The sequence below is a fragment of the Nocardia sp. NBC_00508 genome, assembly GCF_036346875.1.
In the GTDB taxonomy this organism is placed as follows: domain Bacteria; phylum Actinomycetota; class Actinomycetes; order Mycobacteriales; family Mycobacteriaceae; genus Nocardia.
The window spans coordinates 3,757,270-3,777,031 of the sequence record NZ_CP107852.1 but is presented as its reverse complement, the minus strand read 5'-3'; the positions used below and the strand labels follow the sequence as shown (position 1 = coordinate 3,777,031).

The window sequence follows — 19,762 nt, the reverse complement described above, 5'->3', positions numbered from 1 at the left end:
TCGGTTGCGCGGGTGAGGGGCTGGGTGCAAGGGTAGGGCGACTGCGAGAGAAGCAAGGAGGTGTGGACCGTGACGAGGAACGTTCGGATTGTCGTGTCCGGGCGCGCTACGCATGCCGCCACACGAAACTCCTGCTCATTCTCCACTCGCTGAACCCTGGTCGGGTTCTGCGCCCGACGAAGGATTCCTTCAATCATGGTCGACTACGACCTTCTCGTCCCGTATGGCTGGACCGAAGCCGTTTCCAACCGCTACGCCTCGATGATCGAGGAAGGCCGGGTACCCGCGCGGGTCATCCGGATGGACCGCAGCGAATGCGACGTGGCCACGCCGAGCGGGCTCGCCCGCGCCCGCTGCCCACGCGCGGATTCCGAGCTCAGCGGGCTGTGCACAGGCGACTGGGTGAGCATCGATACCGATTCGGCCGTGCGGCAACTGCTTCCGCGCCGGTCGGCGATCGTGCGGTCCTCGGTGTCCGGCCGGTCGCAGGGCCAGGTGCTCGCCGCGAACGTCGACACCGTCCTGATCTGCACCGCCGCCGACGGTGACGTGGACCTCGGCCGCATCGAGCGGATGCTCGCGCTGGCCTGGGAAAGCGATGCTCAGCCGATCGTGCTGCTCACCAAGGCCGACACAGCGGCCTATCTCCCGCTCGACGAAGTGCGCGCGGTCGCGCCAGGCGCGTCCGTGCTCGCGGTGAGCGCGAATACCGGCATCGGGCTCGACGTGCTCGTCGCGATGCTGGAGGGGACCGTCGCGTTGATCGGACCCTCCGGTGCTGGGAAGTCGACGCTCGCCAACGCATTACTCGGTGCGGAGATCTTCGCCACGAACGCGGTCCGCGGCGCGGACAAGAAGGGCAGGCACACCACAGTGCACCGGGAACTGCGGCCGCTGTCCGGCGGTGGCACGCTGATCGATACGCCCGGACTGCGTGGCGTCGGACTGTGGGATGCCGCCGAAGGCATCGAGAAGACGTTCAGCGACATCGAATCCCTTGCCGCCCAGTGCCGTTTCGGCGACTGCGCACACCACGGAGAACCGGGATGCGCGGTGCGGGACGCGATCGACAACGGCGAGTTGACTCAACGCAGGCTGAACAGTTACCGCAAGCTGGCGCGGGAGAACGAGTGGATCCAGGCGCGCACCGACAAGCGGTTGCAGGCCGAACGCGAGCGGGCCTGGCGGGACATCACCAAGCAGCATCGCAAGATGTTCCGGGAGCGGAACTCGCGGCGCTGACTGCCCCGGGGCACGGTAGGGTCGCCCTCGCACTGTTCGCTATCTGGGAGGGATAGATGAGTCAACCCGGCGGGTACCCGCCTCAAGGCCAGCAGCACGGGCAATGGTCCGGACAGCCGGCATTCGGTCAGCAGCCGCCGGTCGGCCAGTACCCGCCCCCGCAGGCGCCTGCGCAGTACGCGCCGCCGCCTGCGGGGCAGCAGCATCCGAGCCAACCGCATCTCGTGCAACCGCAGGCCGGGCAACCCCCGTACGGGCAGCCCGCGCCCCAGTTCGGCCAGCCCGCACCGCAATACGGCCAGCCGCAGCCGTACGGTCAACGGGCGCAGTTCGGGCAGCCCCAGCAGTTCGGGCAACCGCAGGGCTACGGTCAGCCCGCCGATCCGCCGGGCATCACTATCGACGCCTCGTACTCGGGCTGGGCGTTCCTGCTCGCGTTGACCAAGCCGAAGATCCTGGTGAACGGCCAGCGGGTGCCCAACACCCGCTGGGGCGCGAACCACATCCCGGTCGGTCCGGGCCAGTACCACGTCCGGGTCACCACCCCCTGGCTGTTCGACATGGGTCCGGCCGACGTGACCGTGCCGATCACCGAGGGACAGGCCACGCGCTTCTACTACAAGGCACCCGTGGTGATCTTCCTCAACGGCGCGATCGGCCCGGGTCCGCAGAAGGCGCCCGGCATGGTGTTCCTGTACATCGTCTGGGCATTCACCGGACTGATGATCCTGCTGAACATCCTGACGCTCGCGACGCTCTGAACCAGAGAGGGCACCGGGATACCGGTGCCCTCTCTTCGCAGACCCTATGCAACTGATTGCATAACACTCGGGTTTACGCTTAGTGTGCAAGCGCGCGACACCGCGGCCGTACCGTCCGCGGCACACACGAAGGAGCAGGTCACATGACGGAATCGGGATCCAAGCCGCTAGCGGGCCGGACGATGATCATGTCCGGCGGCAGCCGCGGTATCGGTCTGGAGATCGCCAAACGGGCCGCGGCCGATGGCGCCAACATCACCCTGATCGCGAAGACCGACCAGCCGCATCCCAAGCTCCCCGGCACCATCCACACCGCCGCCGCGGAACTCGAGCAGGCGGGCGGGCAGGTGCTGCCGTTCGTCGGCGATGTCCGCATCGATGAGTCGGTGGCCGAGGCCGTGCGCCAGACGGTCGAGCGGTTCGGTGGCATCGACATCGTGGTGAACAACGCTTCGGCGATCGATCTGTCACCCACCGATGCGCTGCCGATGAAGAAGTACGACCTGATGCAGGACATCAACTGCCGAGGCAGCTTCCTGTTGTCCAAACTGAGCATCCCGCATCTGCGCGAATCGGCGAAGGCCGGACGCAACCCGCACATCCTCACCCTGTCCCCGCCGCTGAACCTGGACCCGAAGTGGGCAGGCATGGCGCTGGGCTACACCATCGCGAAGTACGGGATGTCGCTGACCACACTGGGTCTGGCCGAGGAGCTGAAGAGCGACGGCATCGGCGTCAACTCGCTGTGGCCGCGCACCACGATCGCGACCGCGGCGGTGCAGAACCTGCTCGGTGGCGAGGAGATGGTCGCCACCTCGCGCACCCCGGACATCTACGCCGACGCCGCCTACCTGGTGCTCACCTCGCCGAGCAAGGAGACCACCGGCAACTTCTTCATCGACGACGACGTCTTGGCCGCCCACGGCATCACCGACCTGGACAAGTACCGCGTGACCCCCGGCGACGCCCCCCTCACCACCGACCTATTTCTCTGACCAGTGGTAGCCGCACACCTCCCGGGTGTGCGGCTACCACCGAGCAATTGATTACCCAACGCAGCAACTGATCTCGCACGCGCATGGGTAACTCGGCTAGCCCGCCTCTCCGCGTCTTCAGGCCGGACTTGCGTGGCACGAAGCCGGCGTTGGCGGCCAGCGACAGGGGACGGCGCGAGTCAGCCCGTCCCCCACGAGTTACCCATGTACCGCGAAATCAGCTGTCGCCTTTGGCGATACCGTACAACCGTTCCCAATTGGTGCGGCCGGTGAGTTCCGGCATGGCGGCGCGGTACTGGGCCTGCACGGTGGGTAGTTCGCGGCGCAGTCGACGCAGCACGCGCAGGGTGCGGCGCAGCAGCTGACGGGCGCGGGCCTTATCCCGCTTGCGCACCCGCACGCCGGACTGCGACGCGTCGGTGACCACCACGTGGTCGAACAGCGAGACATGCCACCAGTAGGCGTCTTCCCTGGTGACGCCGATGACGCCGGGCTGGGTGCGGCCGAACCACTGGTTGATCGCACGCTTGATCAGCACCAGCAGCACGCGGCTGGGTTCGCCACCGGCACGGCGCAATTGGATATCGGCCGAGCGGACCGGCGGCGTCGCGGCCGGGTGCTTGATCGTCTCGGGGTAGTCGGCCCGGCTGGTGCGCGCGGCGGCGAGGGCCTCGATACCGCCGTCTTGCAAGACCTTCGGACCCTTCAGGAAGTCCTCGATGCCCTGCAAGGTGGTGTGCACCAGGCCGTACTGCATCGCGACCAGTTGCTCGGACAGTTCGCGGAACAGCTTGCGGGTGATTTCCTTGGCGTCCAGATCCGTGTGCAGCGAGCCGACGATCAGCGAGTTTCGCGTGCTGAAGTAACGCGCCCAGTCGTCGTAGTCCTTCCAATAGAAGTCCGCGTGCCACACCGCGGCGTTGGGCAGCGTGACGGTGACGAAGCCGTGCTCGCGCGCCCGGATGCCGTACTCCACGTCGTCCCATTGAAAGAAGATCGGGATCGGCAGCCCGATCTTCGCGACCACCTCGGCCGGGATCAAGCAGGTCCACCAGGCGTTGTAACCCGCGTCGACGCGGCGCTCCTGGCTCTTCTTCAGCATGCTGGTGTTGCGCAGCGCCTTCGGCACCTTCTGCCCGTGCCGCAGCCGATGCAGGTGCACCTCCTCGGCGCCGACGTTGAGGTAGTCGGGGTTGAGCAGGAACAGCATCTGCGCGCCGACCAAGGTCGGCTCCACCGTCAGGTTTGCGAAGGCGTTGAGCCGCAGCACCGTCTCCGGCTCGCACAGGATGTCGTCGTCCATCAGGATGACGTCGGCGTGCTCGTTGACCGCGGATACCTCGTAGAGGCCGCGGGTGAAGCCGCCCGCGCCGCCCAGGTTGGGCTGGCGGATATAGCGCAGCTTGTCCCCGAGGACCGGCGCGACCTCCTGATAGCGCGGCCGGTTCTGGACCAGGTCGGTGCCCTGGTCGACGACGTACACCGCATCGATCGCCGCGAGCACGGTGGGGTCGGACGACAACGCGGCGACGGTCTCGGCGCAGTCCTCGGCCCGGTTGAAGGTGCAGATGGCGATCGCGACCGGTCGCACGTGCTCGGGCGCGACGGCGGTCCAGGTGAGTTCCGCGATACCGAGCGCGCCGCCGATGGCGTCGAATTCCAGCCAGAGCGCGCCGCCGTCGACGTACTGGTCGAGCGGGGCGGTCAGCGTCACCGGGCCGCTCGCGTCGACCTGCGCGGTGGCGATGATCCTGCGGTGACCGGCGATGTCGGAGGCGACCAGCCGGATCTTCGCCTTCGCGACGACGTCGAGCACCACGGTGACCCGGACTTCGGTGACCGTGGTCCAGCGCTGCCAGTAGCTGGCGGCGAACCGGCCGAAGTAGGTGTTGGTGTGCGCGGTCGCGCCCTTGTCCAGTCGCAGCGTTAAGCGTTCTCTCTGCGAGCCACCCTTGACGACGGCGTAGAGCTCGTCGCTCACCCTTTCCGACGGACCGGTGAAGATCCCGCGCTGTAACACGAGCCGGTCCGGCGCTCGATGGTCGGCGCGCAGTGCAGCAGGCGCGTCAGCGGCCGTCGAGCGATCGTTTGTTTCGGTAACGGCCTGGGTAGCCGACTGATCCATGAAATCCTCGGAATTCTCATTGTGCCGGACGGGACAGACACGCCCCTGGATGCCTTCACGGCGGGGGTGAGGATATCAACCGGCCTCTCGGCGTGCCCGCCGTGCAACCACGCCGTCCCTTACTCGAAGTATTGCTGAACATTCGCCGATCCGTTGTCCGCGGTGTTGCCCGCACGCTCGCGAGCACCCGTGAAGACGAATTTGTCGTAGGCCCAGTAGCGGAAGACCACGGCCACGATCTGCCCGATGAGGGTGCCGGAGATGTTGTCCGACAGCGGGCTGGACAGGTCGAGCAGGTAGCGGGAGAACCCGAGACAGCCCAGTTGCAGGCCGATCGCGACGACGTTGAACACCGCGTACAGCAGGTACTCGCGCCCGGGGTTGTCGGTCTGCTTGTGCGCGAAGGTCCACCACTTGTTGCCGAAGTAGGTCACCACGGTTGCCACCGCGATCGCGATGATTTTGGCGGGCAGTGGGTAGTGATAGAGCAGACCCTCGCCACCCCAGAACACCAGGAGGTTGTACGTGCCCGCATCCACCAGAAATCCGATCGCGCCGACGACGAGGAAAGCGCCGCCGCGGCGTAGCGCGGTGAGCACCTTGCGGACGAGCGATCCGGTCTCCTGGGTGCCGGGCTCGGCTGCGGGTGCGGTGGACTCACGGGATGGCACGGCCCGACGGTACCGCAGCCCGGCCGAACCGGACCCGAGGGCGAATTCCGGGCCCGCACCCGGTGAGGTCGGCCACGCAGCCACGGCGGGTTCCCTGTACCCTCCCCGTGTTCCCACATTCAGCACCGATCGCGAGGATTGACCGGGGTGGACTCCACCGAGCTTCGTATTGCCGCCGTGGTTCCGTGTCACAACGAAGAGGCTTCGGTCGCCAAGGTCGTCGCCGACCTACAAGCCGCCGTGCCGGGAATCGTCGTCTACGTCTACGACAATTTGAGCACGGACTCCACCGCCGAACGGGCCCGCGAGGCCGGAGCGATCGTGCGGCACGAGCACACCAAGGGCAAGGGCAACGTGGTGCGCCGCGCCTTCGCCGACATCGAGGCCGACGTCTACTTGATGATCGACGGCGACGACACCTACGAGGCGTCGGCCGCGCCGCTGATGATCAAAACCCTGCTGGACGGCCCCTATGACCACGTGCTCGGCGTCCGCAAACAGGACGAGGGCGGCTCCGCCTACCGCACCGGACACGAGACCGGCAACAAGGTGCTCAACGGTGTGGTCGGAAAGGTGTTCGGCGAGAACGTCGAGGACATGCTGTCCGGCTTCCGGGTGTTCTCCCGCCGCTTTGTGAAGAGCTTTCCCGCGGTCTCCCGCGAGTTCGAGATCGAGACCGAGCTCACGGTGCATTCGCTGCACCTGCGGGTGCCGCAGACCGCGGTGCCGGTCGACTTCCGCGACCGTCCCGCGGGCAGCGAGAGCAAGCTGCGCACCTACCACGACGGATTCAAGATCCTCGCGCTGATCATCGGGCTGGCCAGGCATGAGCGGCCGGTCGCGTTCTACGGTTTGTTCGGCACGCTGAGCTGGCTGGTCTCGATCATCCTGACCATCCCGATCGTGATCGAGTTCTACAACACCCATGAAGTGCCGCGCTTCCCGACCCTGTTCCTCGGCTTCACCCTGCTGCTGCTCGGCAGCCTGGCCTGGACCGCAGGCCTGATCCTGGACGGCATCCGGCGCTCCAGGCACGAAGCCGCGCGCCTGGTCTACCTGCGGTACACGGCGGTGGGCGCGAACAGCAACGGTGGTGCCGCCCGCGACGGCGGAGCCGGGCGTTGACGACGGCGGATCAGACCGCGACGCCGGAGCAGGAACTAGCCCCTCCGACCGACACCGCACCGCTACCCGCGACCGACACCGCACCGCTACCGGCGGCCGATAGCTCAGCGGCGACCACTGCAGGCCGGTCCGTGCAGAGCTTCGCGCGCCGAGCCGTTGCGCGCCTCGGCGGAGCGACGCTCGCCTTCACCGTGCTCGCGGCGGTCTTCGGTGGACTGTTCACTGTGCTCACCCCGCCGTTCTGGGGTCATGACGAGATCACCCAGTTCGGCCGCGCCTACCAGGTCGCGCACGGCGGATTGCTGCCGCAGCGGATCCACGACGACCGCGGCAACGCCTACGGCGGCGACGTTCCGTCCAGCATCACCGCGCTGATGGGCTACGCCCTCAAGGACTACACCACCAACCCGGACGAGCCCGACCCGATGGTGGAGAACCCCGCCCGCTACGAGCAGTTGACGAGCACCGCGGTGTCGGACGCCGCGGAACCGGTCTGGTTCACCAATACCGCCGCTTACTCGCCGGTGCCCTACATCCCGGCCGCGATCGGCATCCGGCTCGGCGAGTTGTTCGGGCTCGACGTCGGCGGCATGCTCCTGATCACCCGGCTCGCCGGGTTGGCGGCCTACCTCGCGGTGGTCGGCTTCGGCCTCTACGCGCTGCGTGCGCACCGGGTGCAGTGGCTGGCGTTCACCGTCGCGGTGCTGCCGATCGCGGTGTTCCAGGCGGGCACGGTCACGGCCGACACCATGACCAACGCGTTGGCGATCCTCGTCTGCGCGCTGCTGGTGAAGGCTCTGTTCCTCGGCGAGCGACTGGGCCGGATGGAGATCGGCGCCCTGCTGGCCGCGACGATCCTGCTGCCGGTGAGCAAGCCGACGTATGTGCTGCTCGCGATGCTCGTCGTGCTGGTGCCAGCGGACCGGTTCGGGTTCACCGGCTGGCGGCGCTGGATTCCATGGGTCTTCGCCGCGACGGGCGCGCTCGCTTTCGCGGTGTGGATGAAGATCGCGGCGCCGACCGGCGATGGCATGGGCTTGATGCGGCCGCAGCACCAGTGGCGCTCGGTGCGACCCGGTGACCAGCTCAGTGGCATCCTCGGCGACCCGCCACAGTTCGTGCACGTACTCGGCGAGAGCATCGCGCTGCGCGACCAGCGCTGGTTCAGCCAGTTCTTCGGCGAACTGGGCTTCGCCTACATCGACGTTCCCGCCCTCTCGATGCTGGCCTGCCTGCTCGCGTTCGCGGTGAGCCTGGGCATCTCCGAGCGGATGAACGCCGCCGCCTTCCGCCGCACGCTGATAGTCGCGCTCACCGTGGCGGCGAGCGTGGCGATGATCTACGTGACGCTCTACATGTCGTTCACGCCCGTCGGCTACTACATCGTCGACGGTGTGCAGGGCCGCTACTTCGTGCCGCTGGCGATCGTCGCGTTCGCGGTGCTGCTGCGCTGGATGCCGTTGCGGCTCACCGATACCGCAGGCAAGACCCCGACAGTGGGTCCGGCCGTCACCGTGATCGTGACGACGAGCGCGGCGCTCATCGCGGCGGCGGCGAAGTACTACACCGTCGTTTGGGGCTGAGCGGCAACGAGATTCGGCCGCGGATCCGACAACACCTCGATACCGCTGACCAGGTCGTTTGCCTGGTCGAGGTCGGGGATTCCGCAAAGATGGCGACAGACTCTGGAGACGGCGCCGCAGACGTAGACCAGGCAAATCATGTGATATGCATCACATGATGGCAAGGGAAGTCCGTGCTCTCAGGCGCGGAAACCTAAGCGAGCGTGGGCATTAGACACCGCCGGGAATCACAAGATCGAATGGGAGTCAATCACAACCAGATCACAATCTGGCCACGGTTGGTTTAGGTTTCTGGCTTGTCCAGTCCCCCGAACGCTTCAGATCGAGGTTCCAAGCAAATGCTGATGAGGAAATTCGCCGCGACGTCGGCACTTTTGATCGCCGCCCTCGGCGTCACCGCCGGCACCGTCAACGCGGCCCCCGAAGCCGACAACGGCGCGGTGAACTTCACCGCTCGCACGACCGACACCCAGTCCATCATCACTACCGATGCCGGATCCATGGTCATCGAGGACGGTGTCTTCAAGGTCAAGGCCGCCAATGGCAACGTACTGACGGCCACCCCGCTGACCTTCCGGCTGGACGACTTCGAGTTCCCGATCGCCGCCGACATCTCCGACCGCACCGCGACCCTGACCCCGCAGCTCGACACCGCCCACGCGACCTACAAGCCGGTCGCCCTGCCGTACGAGGACAAGGCGCCGTGGAAGACCGAGTACGACCGTGAGCAGGCCGCCTGGTCCCGCTTGACCAGCACCATCTCCATGGGCGCCGCCGTCGGCACCCTGGTCGGCGGCATCGGCGGCGGCGCTGTCGGCTGCATCCTCGGCGGCATCGCCGGCGCCACCGTCGCCGCCGCCACGATCGTCGGCCTTTTCGGCCCGTTCATCCCGGCCGCGGCCATCGGCTGCCTCGGCGGCATTATCGCGGTGGGCGCCCTGGGCACCGTCGCGGGCCAGCTGCTGGTCACCGCCCCGGTCGCGATCGGCGCTGCGATCCAGTACTTCACCACGATCAACCAGCCGTTCACCCCGCCGGCCAAGTAATCCACAACTTGGCGTGCACAACAACTGAAAACGAACGGGGAGTCCCGCCCGCGCACCAGCGCGGGCGGGATTTCTTTACGTGCGACCGATTTGATCCCGGCCGATCCTGATCGCGGCGCTGGTCGAGGCCACCTCGGAGCACCACCCGTCGACTGGGGCTCACCCGCAACGGCATTCAGCCGGTTCAGTCTCCGGCCGCGCTGAGCGTCCGCTCGCCTGCCGCGCGATAGGAGCGCTCGGTGTCGGCCTTGACCGGCCGCCACCAGGATTCGTTGTCCCGGTACCACTGGATGGTCGCCGCCAGCCCGGCGCGGAAGTCCGCATAGCGCGGCTGCCAGCCGAGTTCGGTGCGCAGCTGCGTCGCGTCGATCGCGTAGCGCTGGTCGTGACCGGGCCGATCGGTGACGTGGTCGAAGTCGTCGGGATCCCGGCCGAACTCCGCCAGGAGCAGCCGCACCACCGACTTGTTGTCCAGTTCCCCGTCGGCGCCGATCAGGTAGGTCTGCCCGATCCGGCCGCGGCGCAGGATGTCCCACACGGCGCGGTTGTGGTCGTCTACATGGATCCAGTCGCGCACTTGGTCCCCGGCGCCGTAGAGCCGTGGGCGGATCCCGTCGATCAGGTTGGTGATCTGGCGTGGGATGAACTTCTCCACGTGCTGGTAAGGCCCATAGTTGTTGCTGCAGTTGGAGATCGTGGCCCGCACTCCGAACGAGCGGGTCCACGCGCGCACCAGCAGATCGCTCGAAGCCTTGGTGGCCGAGTACGGGCTGGACGGGTTGTACGGCGTTGCCTCGGTGAACGCGGGGGCGTCCGGCGCCAAGTCGCCGTACACCTCGTCGGTCGACACGTGGTGGTAGCGCACATCGTGGCGGCGCACGGCCTGCAGCAGCGAATAGGTGCCGACGATATTGGTCTGCACGAACGGCCAGGGCTCGGCGAGGGAGTTGTCGTTGTGCGACTCGGCGGCGAAGTGCACCACCGCGTCGACGCCGCTGACCAGATCGTCGACGAGGTCCAGATCAGCGATGTCGCCGTGCACGAAATCGATGCGGTCGGCCACCGGATCGAGCGAGGCCCGGTTCCCGGCATAGGTCAAGGCGTCGAGGACGGTGACGGTGGTATCGGGATGGTCGGACACGGTCTGCTGGACGAAGTTCGCGCCGATGAATCCGGCTCCGCCGGTGACGAGCAATCGCACCCCATGACTCTACGTCGGGAGCGATCGCTCCGACGACGGACTCGGAGCCTGCGCTGCCGAGCAGCTAGTCACGATTTCAATCTGTGACCTTCGTCTCATTTGATTCCCAGCTTTGAGAACCGCGAGTCTGGTTTGTTCCAGTAAACCCCGGTCAGCGCCCACATTTCTACAACCCCACCAAGCCGCGAGTCTGTGCGGTGAACAAAATTTGAATAAATAGTCACAGCCGGTTCACCACTCGTTAGCTGCTCTAGATTTTGCTCGTGTAGTCCCCTCCGAACGCTTCACATCGAGGTTCCAAACAAAATGCTGATGAGGAAATTCGCCGCGACGTCGGCGCTGTTGATCGCCGCCCTCGGCGTCACTGCCGGCACCGTCAATGCGGCCCCCGAAGCCGACAACGGCGCGGTGAACTTCACCGCGCACGCGACCGACACCCAGTCGATCATCACGACCGATGCCGGTTCCATGGTCGTCGAGGACGGTGCCTTCAAGGTCAAGGCCGCCAACGGCGACGTGGTCGCCGCCACGCCGCTGTCCTTCCGGGTGGACGACTTCGAGTTCCCGATCGCGGCCGAGATCTCCGACCGCACCGCCACCCTGACCCCGCAGCTCGACATGGCGAAGGCGACCTACAAGCCGGTCGCCCTGCCCTTCGAGGACAAGGCGCCGTGGAAAACCGAGTACGACCGTGAGACGGCCGCCTTCAACCGCATGAAGGACACCATCTCCACCGGCGCCACCATCGGCGCCCTGGTCGGCGGGCTGAGCGGCGCGGCCGTCGGCTGCGTGCTCGGCGGCATCGCCGGCGCGACCGTCGCGTCGGCGACCATCGTCGGCCTGTTCGGCCCGTTCATCCCGGCCGCCGCCATCGGCTGCCTCGGCGGCATCCTCGCTGTCGGCGCCCTCGGCACCCTCGCGGGCCAGCTGTTCATCACCGCCCCGGTCGCGATCGGTGCTGCGATCCAGTACTTCACCACGATCAACCAGCCGTTCAACGCGCCGGCGAAGTAATCCACGGCTGAACGCGCATAACTGAAAAACAACGGAAGCCCCGCCGCGCAACCGCGCGGCGGGGCTTCCGCTATTTCGCAGGCCTTGACATAAGATGAACAAACGCTTAACAACATGAAACGGGATTACTTTCAGACCCGTGACCTGCCCTCTCGAATATAGGTAACTTCGATTCGGAAATAAATCACGATTGCGAATACCAGTCGATCGATGGCAGATCGCCCGTCGGCGAACGAGTCCGCACAGACGCGAGCCCCGTCCCGTCCGAATGCGGGGCGGGGCTCGCCTGGGAGAGGCCGGGCGGTCAGGCCGTCCGCGCCTGCTGGTCGTCCGCGATGCGGGCCCGGAAGAACCGGGAAACCCGCGCCAGCGCCGCCCTGCTCTCCGGCAGGTTGGGCGCCATGCTCATGAAGGCGTGCACCTGGCCGCGCCACAGCTCCAGCGCGTTCGGCACGCCTGCCGCGGTGAGCCGCTGCGTCATCAGCTCGCAGTCGAACCGCAGCACCTCGTCTTCAGCGGCGATCAACAGCACCGGAGGAAGACCGGACAGCGCCGCGTTCACCGGCGACAGGGCCGGATCGAGCATGCCGTCGACCTCGGCGCCGATGCGCACTACCGCCTCCAACGCCGACAGCGGGATGTATGGATCGCGCGTGACGTTCACGTAGTCCCGCTTCGCGCCGTAGTCCAGATCCAGCAGCGGGCTCAGTCCGACCAGCCCGGCCGGCGCGGGCAGGCCCGATTCCAACGCGCGCAGCGCCGTCGCGAAAGCGAGGTATCCGCCCGCCGAGTCGCCCGCGAAGACGATTCGCGCAGGATCCGCGCCGTGCCGCAGCAGCCATCGGTAGGCGGTCAGGCAGTCCTGTACCGACTGGTCGATACGCCGACCGGGCAACTGGCGATACTCGACATTGACCACCGGCAGTCCGGTGCGGCGGGCCAGGCTCGCCGCGATCGGACGGTGGCTGCGGGTGTTGCAGATCGCGAAACCGCCGCCATGCGTGTAGAGCAGTGCGCCGTGCCGCAGCGCACGCGCCGCCCCGGCCGGACGGATGATCTCCAAGTGGAAACCATTGAGCGACACCTGCTCGCGGTCGATGCCGCGCGGCTCGGGACGCAACCGCGCCAGCCCGTTCACCGTGGCCGCGCCGAACGGGATGGTCGCCTTGGTCACCGGGAAGGTCCGCAGCACGGGACGCACCACACCCAGGCAGGTCGCCAGCAGCAAGCGTGATTGCGCGCTGGGGCCCTCCGGATTCATCACCACGCCGGGCTCGCCGTCTCTGGTCGCCACCATCGCGCACCTACTTCACACTGGCGCGCCGAGTCACGACCGGACCGGGGTCGCCCAGGCGAGCTGTCGGCGCTGACATCTCACACGGTGACTTCTCAGAACACCATGCACACGTGACCTACGCAAGAGAATCGCCGGAAGCAGGGGGAAACGAAACGCCCGTAATCGAATTGAGGGCTACTCGGAACCTCATCGAATCCCGGCGCCGCGAAACTGGCAGACTCCAAGCATGCGCGGAATCATCTTGGCGGGCGGCACCGGCTCCCGGCTGCACCCGATCACGCGCGGGGTGAGCAAGCAGCTGGTCCCGGTCTACGACAAACCCATGGTCTACTACCCCCTTTCCACGCTGATGCTCGCGGGGATCAGGGACATCCTGGTGATCACCACGCCGGAGGACGCCGAGGCGTTCATGCGGCTACTCGGCGACGGTAGCCAGTTCGGCCTGTGCCTCGATTACGTGGTCCAGCCCGAGCCCGACGGTCTGGCGAGGGCGTTCGTCCTCGGCGCCGATCACATCGGCAACGAAAGCGCCGCACTGGTACTCGGCGACAATATCTTTCACGGCCCTGGGCTGGGCACCAGTCTCAGCCGCTTCCACGGGATCGACGGCGGCGCGGTCTTCGCCTACTGGGTGTCGGACCCGACGGCCTACGGCGTCGTGGAGTTCACCGAGGGCCGCGCGGTGTCCATCGAGGAGAAGCCGAAGGCGCCCCGCTCGAACTACGCGATTCCAGGGCTGTATTTCTATGACAACGACGTCGTGGAGATCGCCCGTTCGCTGCGTCCGTCGGCGCGGGGTGAGTACGAGATCACCGATATCAATCGCGCCTACTTGGAGCAGGATCGGCTCCGCGTGGACGTGCTGGCCCGCGGCACCGCGTGGCTGGACACCGGCACCTTCGATTCGCTGCTGGACGCGGCCAATTACGTGCGCACCATCGAAGAGCGGCAGGGCCTGAAGATCGCCGTTCCCGAGGAAGTGGCCTGGCGGATGGGCTTCATCGACGACGAGCAGCTGCGCACACTCGCCGAACCGCTGGTCCGCTCCGGCTACGGCCGCTACCTGCTCGAATTGCTCGAACGCGGACGGGACTGGTGAGCATGGAGTTCCGAGAACTCGCGGTGCCCGGCGCGTGGGTGATCACCCCGCGCCAGCACGGCGACGATCGCGGCATGTTCCTCGAAGGGTTCAAGGCCTCGGAGTTCGAGAAGGCGACCGGGCGGCAGTTCGACCTGAGGCAGGTGAACTGCTCGGTGTCGGCGGCCGGCGTGCTGCGCGGCATCCACTACACCGAGGATCCGCCGGGCCAGGCGAAATACGTGACCTGTGTGCGCGGTGCGTTCCTCGACGTGGTCGTCGACCTGCGCCGCGGCTCGCCGACCTACGGACGCTGGGACAGCGTGCTGCTCGACGACGTCGACCGGCGCTCGGTGTTCCTGTCCGAGGGCCTCGGGCACGCGATCCTCTCGCTAGAGGACGGGTCTACGGTCACCTACCTGTGCTCGCTGGAGTACCAGCCTGAGTTCGACCGCGATCTCGATGCCTTCGACCCCACGCTGGGCATCGAGTGGCCGCGGATCGGCCGCGACGGCAACGAACTCACCTTCATCCGCTCCGCGAAAGACACTGTGGCCCCACCGTTCTCCTGAGCCGCATAAGAGGCGCAACCGGGACGTAGTCCGTCCGAAGCCCGCGCCGGGCCGAGCGAAGACTCGACGCAACCCGCTCATGCGCCGGGCGCAGCCGCTGGAGCGCCGGGCCGAGCGAAAGCTCGAGGCAGCCGCTGGAGCGCCGGGCCGAGCGAAAGCTCGAGGCAGCCGCTGGAGCGCCGGGCCGAGCGAAAGCTCGAGGCAGCCGCTGGAGCGCCGGGCCGAGCGAAAGCTCGAGGCAGCCGCTGGAGCGCCGGGCCGAGCGAAAGCTCGAGGCAGCCGCTGGAGCGCCGGGCCGAGCGAAGGCTCGAGGCAGCCGCTGGAGCGCCGGGCCGAGCGAAGGCGAGGCAGCCGCATATGCCGAAGCGCCGCCACCCGGTGCGGTGACGGCGCTCGGCATGCGGTACTCAGCCGACGAGTTCCAGCTCCTTCGTCTCGGCCGTCTGCTCCTGCCTGCGGAACTTCGGCGCGAAAGCCAGCAAGGCGACGAGCGCGCCGACGATCGACACGCCTGCGGCAAACTCCAGACCGGGTCGGTAGGTGTCGAGCATCCCGGCCGCCGAGATGTCGGCGTGCGCGCCGGAGGAGATGATCGCCGTGGTCACCGCGAGCACGATGGCCGCGCCGACCTGCATGGAGGTCTGCAGCACACCCGCCGCCAAACCCTGCTCGTCGTCATCGATGCCATTGGTGGCCTGGATGTTGATCGCGGGGAAGCCGACCCAGCCGATGCCGATGAGCAAGACTGCCGGCAGCAGCATCGTCAGGTACGACGGCGCGGTGTCCAGCCGGAGGAACAGCAGGTACCCGACGGCCATCACAGCCATGGTGACCGCGATCACCGCTCCGGTGCCGAATCGATCGACGAGCTTGTCGGAGAAGAACGCCGACAGCACGACCAGCAGGCCGACCGGCAGCAGCGCCATCGACAGCTTCAGCGGCGACCAGCCCAAGGTGTCCTGCATGTACAGGGTCACGATGAACTGCCAGCTGAAGTAGGAGCCCGCCACCGCGACGATCGCCAGGCTGGCGCGCACCAGCGAGGACTTGCGCAGGATGCCCAAGCGCACCAGCGGGTAGCGCACCCGCTGCTCGGTCACGACGAACCCGGCGAACAGCGCCACAACGGCGACGAACGAGCCGATCGTGCGCAGCGAGGCCCAGCCTGCCTCCGGCGCGGAGACAACGGTGTAGACCAGCAGCAGCATCGCGGCGGTGGACAGCAGCGCGCCGAGGATGTCGTGGCCGCCTTCCTCGGCGGGCTTGTCCTTCGGCACCAGCACGTAGGCGGCGGCCAGCGCGGCGAGCGCGATCGGCACCGGAAGCAGGAACGTCCAGCGCCAGCCGACTCCGGTCATCAGACCACCGAAAAGCAGGCCCATGGAGTAACCGCCCGCGCCGAACACGGTGTAGATGGACAGCGCCTTGTTCCTGGCCGGTCCCTCGGCGAAGTTGGTGGTGATGATGGACAGGCCGGTCGGCGCGGTGAACGCGGCGGCGAGGCCCTTGACGAAGCGGGTGAGGATCAGCAGCGGCCCAGAGTTGACCAGGCCACCGGCCAGCGAGGCGACGGCGAACACCGCGAGCGCGATCAGGAACACCTTGCGCCGCCCGAGCAGGTCGGCGGTGCGTCCGCCCAGCAGCAGGAGACCGCCGTAACCGAGCACGTAGCCGCTGACCAGCCACTGCAGGGTGGAGGTGGACAGATCGAGTTCCGCGCCGATGGACGGCAGCGCGACACCGATCATCGAAACGTCGAGACCGTCGAGGAACAGCACGATGCACAGCGTGATCAGCATGCCCCAAAGCCGGGCGGACCATCTGGTCGGATCGGTCGCCGGGGCGGCCGAGAGCGTTGCTGGTGAAGTCATGCGGAGTAGATTACATGCGCCTGCATTAAATGCCAACACATTTAATGCAATTGCATACGATGCTGCTGACCACTAAGATGGGGCCATGTCGAAGCCGTCCACGGTGAACACAGCCCAGTGCAGCGACGCGCCGACCGGGCTGGTCGACGAGTGGCGTGCGCTGCTCGACCGACACGCGGCGGTGAGTTGCGCGCTCGAGAAAGCACTTCAGGGCGGGCATCGCATCGGACTCAGCGAATTCGAGACGTTGGACCGACTGGTCGACGCGAACTGCGGCGACTACCGCATGAGCGACCTCGCCGGCGACATCTATCTGAGCCAGAGTGCCCTGTCGCGCGCCGTGGCCCGGCTGGAGCGGGACGGCCTGGTGCGGCGCACCATGTGCGCCGAAGACCGCCGCGCCGTGTTCGTCTGCCTGACCGACAAAGGTCGCGAGGTCTACGAGCAAGCACTGCCGACCCATCGCGCCGTTTTGAGCGACACGTGGGACTCGCCGGGCCCCGCGAAGTGCTGACCCTCGCGGCGTGATCAGCTACGGGAGCGACGCGCGCACGTCCTCGATGCCCGCGCGCGCGTCGACCGTCACCGTCTCGATACTCGCGAAAGCCGTGCGGAATCGCGTGGTCTCCGGCTCCTTGTCGAGGTAGATCGGTCCGGTGAACGCCTCCACGTACACAACAGGCGGTTCGGGCAGTTCGCCGGACTGCACCTCCGGGAACTCCAGCAGCACGAACCGGCCCGAGTTCATCCCGTCGTGATAGCCGCAATCCATGGGTACCAGGCGAATGCGGACGTTCGGCAGATCGCACATGCGGCGCAGGTGATCGAGCTGCTCGGCGGCCACCGTCGCAGATCCGATACGCCGCAGCAACACCGGCTCGTTGAGCAGCACGTCCAATCGCAGTGGTGCGTCGGCGCGGGTGACCAGCGCTTGCCTGGCCTGACGCAGCCGCACCCTGCGGTCCACCTCGTCGGTGGACAGTTCCGGATGTGCCGCCGTGAGTACCGCGCGGGTGTAGCCCTCGGTCTGCAGCAGGCCCGGCACGAGTTCGTTCTCGTAAGTGAACAGCCGGGCGGCCGCCTCCTCCAGCCCGATATAGACCTCGAAACCCTCCGGGATGACGTCGCCGTAGGCCGTCCACCATCCCCTGGCTTTGGTGTCGCGCGCCAACGCCGTCAACGGTTCGAGCAGTTCCGGCGGCGCGCCGTAGACCTTGCACATCGCTTCGACGTCAAGACTGCGCAGCGAGGTTTGGCCGGTCTCGATCCGCCAGATCTTCGCCTCCGACCACTCCAGCTGCTGCGCGGCCACCCGCGTGGTCATTCCGGCTCGGTTGCGCAGATCGCGTAGCTGGCGGCCGAGCTGCCGCCGCGGCATGGTCGAACCGGTCGTCCCCTGCGGTAAACCCATATTTCCCCCCTTCTAGCCGTACACCGGCCACGTTACGACAGATCACGTCCGGTCGGCGGCGCGGCCCTTCTCGGACACCCACGGTGGATGTTCCGGGTATCCGAACAGCATTGTTCACAGCAAAACTGACACCGGTCACTGCACGTGTCTCAGTCAGGTCGGTGTCACTTCGGCGCCGAACCGCGCCCGCGCAGCGTGTTTCGCGCTGCCTACCTGCGCGGCGTGCGCTTGCGAAAACGCCAGAACTGCACCGCCCGAACGTCTTCGGAAAGCTGGTTCACCGGCTCGGCCACGTCGGCCAGCGCCTGGAACAGATCGTCGGCCAGCTCGCTGATGTGCTCCACCCTGGTCGCCAGACGCGAGGCGTTGACCAGGAATTCGAGCATCAGGCGCACGGCCGCCGCAATGGTCAGGCCGAGCGGAACCCCGAGCAGCGCGGCGAGCACACCGAACACCGCCGATACCCGCCACATCGAGACGGTCAGCGCGATCGGCGCGGCGAAGGCGAACACCAGCCCGAGTATGTAGGCCAGCGGCAGTAGCGTCCGGGTGGCCGGACGATGAAACTGCACGTCGAGTAGGGCGCGCGCCGCCGCGGCGCTCCACTGCATGAAGGCCCGCGGGCTGCCGAACGGCTCGGCGATTTCCTCTTCGTCTTCGGGCTCGTTGCGGGAGAACCGCTTGCCCGCCGACTCCTTCCACGCGATCCATCGCGACTCGGCCTCGAATTCCCCCGCCTCCATAGGCTCGCCGCCTGCGGGCGCTCCGGTGCCGTTCGATTCATCGCTCATACTGCTGTCCTCGATCGTCCTGCGCGAGCCTTCCGTGCCCACACGGGCTGCCGCTTCCAGGATCGACGCTCATGCTGTCTCCCCTTCGGCTCGCGCGCCCTCGGTGGTTGCCCGGGCCGCCTCCGGGCCTGACGCTCATGCCGAGAATCCTCCTCGTTCGCGGCGGCGGGATCCAGCCGGAAACGCGGGGGGACCGGGAAGTTTTCGCGCAGGCAACATCAATCACACCATCCACAGCAGTCTCACAGTGTCGGTACAGCGAGCAGCCAGGTCGGCAGCCGAAAGTAGCTGCGTGGCAACAGCTGCGAGCTGGGGCCGGACGTCGGCGGCACCTGACCGGGCACTCTCGAAAATGAGACCTAGGCGACACTTCGGAAATTTGTTCCGAAGATCGCGTAACGCTCCCGGCGGCCGCTGGCGATACGCCCCATGAATGCAGGACCCAGAGATCTACCGGGGAATGGAGAAGACAGTGCGCACCACGTTTCCGACTTCCGTCTCGGCGGCTGAGATGACCGCCGCTGCGCAGGACTACAACCAGCGCGGATGGACGGTCGCCGAAACGGCCAACGGTCTGAGCCTGATCACCGACGAGGACTTGTCCGGCATCGAGGTCACCGGCGAACTGGCCGGCGAGGTCCGCCGCTTCCTGCGCGCGAACAACCTGTCCGGCCCCGTGATCGAGATCCCCGGCGCGGAGCGTCGCGAGGTTCACCTGGTCACCGGTGTCCGGAAGGCCGCGATGGCGCTGCAGGCGCTGCGCGAGGCCGGTGCCACCGTGTACAGCGACGGCGCGGGCATCCCGCTGCCGCCCACCCAGCTCTCGGCCGGCTCGGCCCACTGGGGCATCGCGCCCGCCGAGGCCCGCTGGGTGCCGCCGGTCGTCGCGATCGCCGCCGCCGTGCGGGCGGCCTGCGCATCGCGCCGCGCGAAGCTGACCATCGCCTGCTGAAATACGCCGTCCGTCCGGGGGCGCCGT

The 19,762-nt window shown here is 67.2% G+C and carries 18 protein-coding genes; 11 read left to right on the top strand and 7 right to left on the bottom strand.

Features of this window, described 5'->3' with window-relative positions; genetic code table 11:
* Positions 1 to 195: 195 nt before the first annotated feature.
* The 3 genes from rsgA (at position 196) to OHA40_RS16610 (ending at position 2,998) form a co-directional block, all read left to right on the top strand.
* On the top strand, positions 196 to 1,242 hold the full coding sequence (rsgA, locus tag OHA40_RS16620; RefSeq protein WP_330233932.1) for a ribosome small subunit-dependent GTPase A: 1,047 nt from the start codon (positions 196 to 198) through the stop codon (positions 1,240 to 1,242).
* A gap of 56 nt (positions 1,243 to 1,298) precedes the next feature.
* Positions 1,299 to 2,003, top strand: a complete 705-nt coding sequence (locus OHA40_RS16615) for a hypothetical protein (RefSeq protein WP_330233931.1) — start codon at positions 1,299 to 1,301, stop codon at positions 2,001 to 2,003.
* 143 nt (positions 2,004 to 2,146) lie between these two features.
* Positions 2,147 to 2,998 carry an SDR family oxidoreductase gene (locus OHA40_RS16610; RefSeq protein ID WP_330233930.1) on the top strand — a complete coding sequence of 284 codons (852 nt, stop codon included), beginning with the start codon at positions 2,147 to 2,149 and terminating at the stop codon, positions 2,996 to 2,998.
* Between the two features lie 217 nt (positions 2,999 to 3,215).
* Here the strand turns inward: OHA40_RS16610 and OHA40_RS16605 are convergent, their stop codons facing one another.
* Together OHA40_RS16605 and OHA40_RS16600 are read right to left on the bottom strand one after the other, a co-directional pair.
* Complete coding sequence (locus OHA40_RS16605; RefSeq protein ID WP_330233929.1) at positions 3,216 to 5,123, bottom strand: glycosyltransferase; 1,908 nt, start codon at positions 5,121 to 5,123, stop codon at positions 3,216 to 3,218.
* Between the two features lie 119 nt (positions 5,124 to 5,242).
* On the bottom strand, positions 5,243 to 5,794 hold the full coding sequence (locus OHA40_RS16600; RefSeq protein ID WP_330233928.1) for a GtrA family protein: 552 nt from the start codon (positions 5,792 to 5,794) through the stop codon (positions 5,243 to 5,245).
* 147 nt (positions 5,795 to 5,941) lie between these two features.
* On the opposite strand from OHA40_RS16600, the gene OHA40_RS16595 reads away from it, so the two are divergent.
* From OHA40_RS16595 to OHA40_RS16585, 3 genes are all read left to right on the top strand, one after another.
* Positions 5,942 to 6,919 carry a glycosyltransferase gene (locus OHA40_RS16595; protein WP_330233927.1) on the top strand — a complete coding sequence of 326 codons (978 nt, stop codon included), beginning with the start codon at positions 5,942 to 5,944 and terminating at the stop codon, positions 6,917 to 6,919.
* Positions 6,916 to 8,502 carry a DUF2142 domain-containing protein gene (locus OHA40_RS16590; RefSeq protein WP_330233926.1) on the top strand — a complete coding sequence of 529 codons (1,587 nt, stop codon included), beginning with the start codon at positions 6,916 to 6,918 and terminating at the stop codon, positions 8,500 to 8,502. Before OHA40_RS16595 ends, OHA40_RS16590 begins: the two co-directional genes overlap by 4 nt.
* 338 nt (positions 8,503 to 8,840) lie before the next feature.
* Positions 8,841 to 9,548, top strand: a complete 708-nt coding sequence (locus OHA40_RS16585; RefSeq protein ID WP_330233925.1) for a hypothetical protein — start codon at positions 8,841 to 8,843, stop codon at positions 9,546 to 9,548.
* A gap of 184 nt (positions 9,549 to 9,732) precedes the next feature.
* Here OHA40_RS16585 and rfbB read toward each other — a convergent pair whose 3' ends face one another.
* On the bottom strand, positions 9,733 to 10,749 hold the full coding sequence (gene rfbB, locus OHA40_RS16580; RefSeq protein ID WP_330233924.1) for a dTDP-glucose 4,6-dehydratase: 1,017 nt from the start codon (positions 10,747 to 10,749) through the stop codon (positions 9,733 to 9,735).
* 306 nt (positions 10,750 to 11,055) lie between these two features.
* Here rfbB and OHA40_RS16575 point away from each other — a divergent pair, with 306 nt between their 5' ends.
* Positions 11,056 to 11,763 carry a hypothetical protein gene (locus OHA40_RS16575; protein ID WP_330233923.1) on the top strand — a complete coding sequence of 236 codons (708 nt, stop codon included), beginning with the start codon at positions 11,056 to 11,058 and terminating at the stop codon, positions 11,761 to 11,763.
* Positions 11,764 to 12,067: 304 nt separating this feature from the next.
* Here the strand turns inward: OHA40_RS16575 and OHA40_RS16570 are convergent, their stop codons facing one another.
* Entirely contained in the window at positions 12,068 to 13,060 is a 993-nt protein-coding gene (locus tag OHA40_RS16570) for an alpha/beta hydrolase (RefSeq protein ID WP_330233922.1), read from the bottom strand.
* A gap of 226 nt (positions 13,061 to 13,286) precedes the next feature.
* Here OHA40_RS16570 and rfbA point away from each other — a divergent pair, with 226 nt between their 5' ends.
* Both rfbA and OHA40_RS16560 read left to right on the top strand, forming a co-directional pair.
* Complete coding sequence (rfbA, locus tag OHA40_RS16565; RefSeq protein ID WP_330233921.1) at positions 13,287 to 14,159, top strand: glucose-1-phosphate thymidylyltransferase RfbA; 873 nt, start codon at positions 13,287 to 13,289, stop codon at positions 14,157 to 14,159.
* A gap of 2 nt (positions 14,160 to 14,161) precedes the next feature.
* Positions 14,162 to 14,710, top strand: coding sequence for a dTDP-4-dehydrorhamnose 3,5-epimerase family protein (locus tag OHA40_RS16560; protein ID WP_330234216.1), 549 nt, complete (start codon positions 14,162 to 14,164; stop codon positions 14,708 to 14,710).
* Between the two features lie 407 nt (positions 14,711 to 15,117).
* On the opposite strand, the gene OHA40_RS16555 is transcribed toward OHA40_RS16560, so the two are convergent.
* Positions 15,118 to 16,581: an MFS transporter gene (locus tag OHA40_RS16555; protein WP_330233920.1), complete on the bottom strand. Its 1,464-nt coding sequence runs from the start codon at positions 16,579 to 16,581 to the stop codon at positions 15,118 to 15,120.
* Between the two features lie 85 nt (positions 16,582 to 16,666).
* Here OHA40_RS16555 and OHA40_RS16550 point away from each other — a divergent pair, with 85 nt between their 5' ends.
* A complete protein-coding gene (locus OHA40_RS16550; RefSeq protein ID WP_330233919.1) occupies positions 16,667 to 17,095 on the top strand; it encodes a MarR family winged helix-turn-helix transcriptional regulator in 429 nt (142 codons plus the stop codon).
* An 18-nt stretch (positions 17,096 to 17,113) separates the two neighbouring features.
* On the opposite strand, the gene OHA40_RS16545 is transcribed toward OHA40_RS16550, so the two are convergent.
* Positions 17,114 to 17,992, bottom strand: a complete 879-nt coding sequence (locus OHA40_RS16545; protein WP_330233918.1) for a helix-turn-helix domain-containing protein — start codon at positions 17,990 to 17,992, stop codon at positions 17,114 to 17,116.
* 209 nt (positions 17,993 to 18,201) lie between these two features.
* On the bottom strand, positions 18,202 to 18,783 hold the full coding sequence (locus OHA40_RS16540) for a DUF4282 domain-containing protein (RefSeq protein ID WP_330233917.1): 582 nt from the start codon (positions 18,781 to 18,783) through the stop codon (positions 18,202 to 18,204).
* A gap of 433 nt (positions 18,784 to 19,216) precedes the next feature.
* On the opposite strand from OHA40_RS16540, the gene OHA40_RS16535 reads away from it, so the two are divergent.
* Entirely contained in the window at positions 19,217 to 19,735 is a 519-nt protein-coding gene (locus OHA40_RS16535; RefSeq protein WP_330233916.1) for a hypothetical protein, read from the top strand.
* Positions 19,736 to 19,762 lie beyond the last annotated feature (27 nt).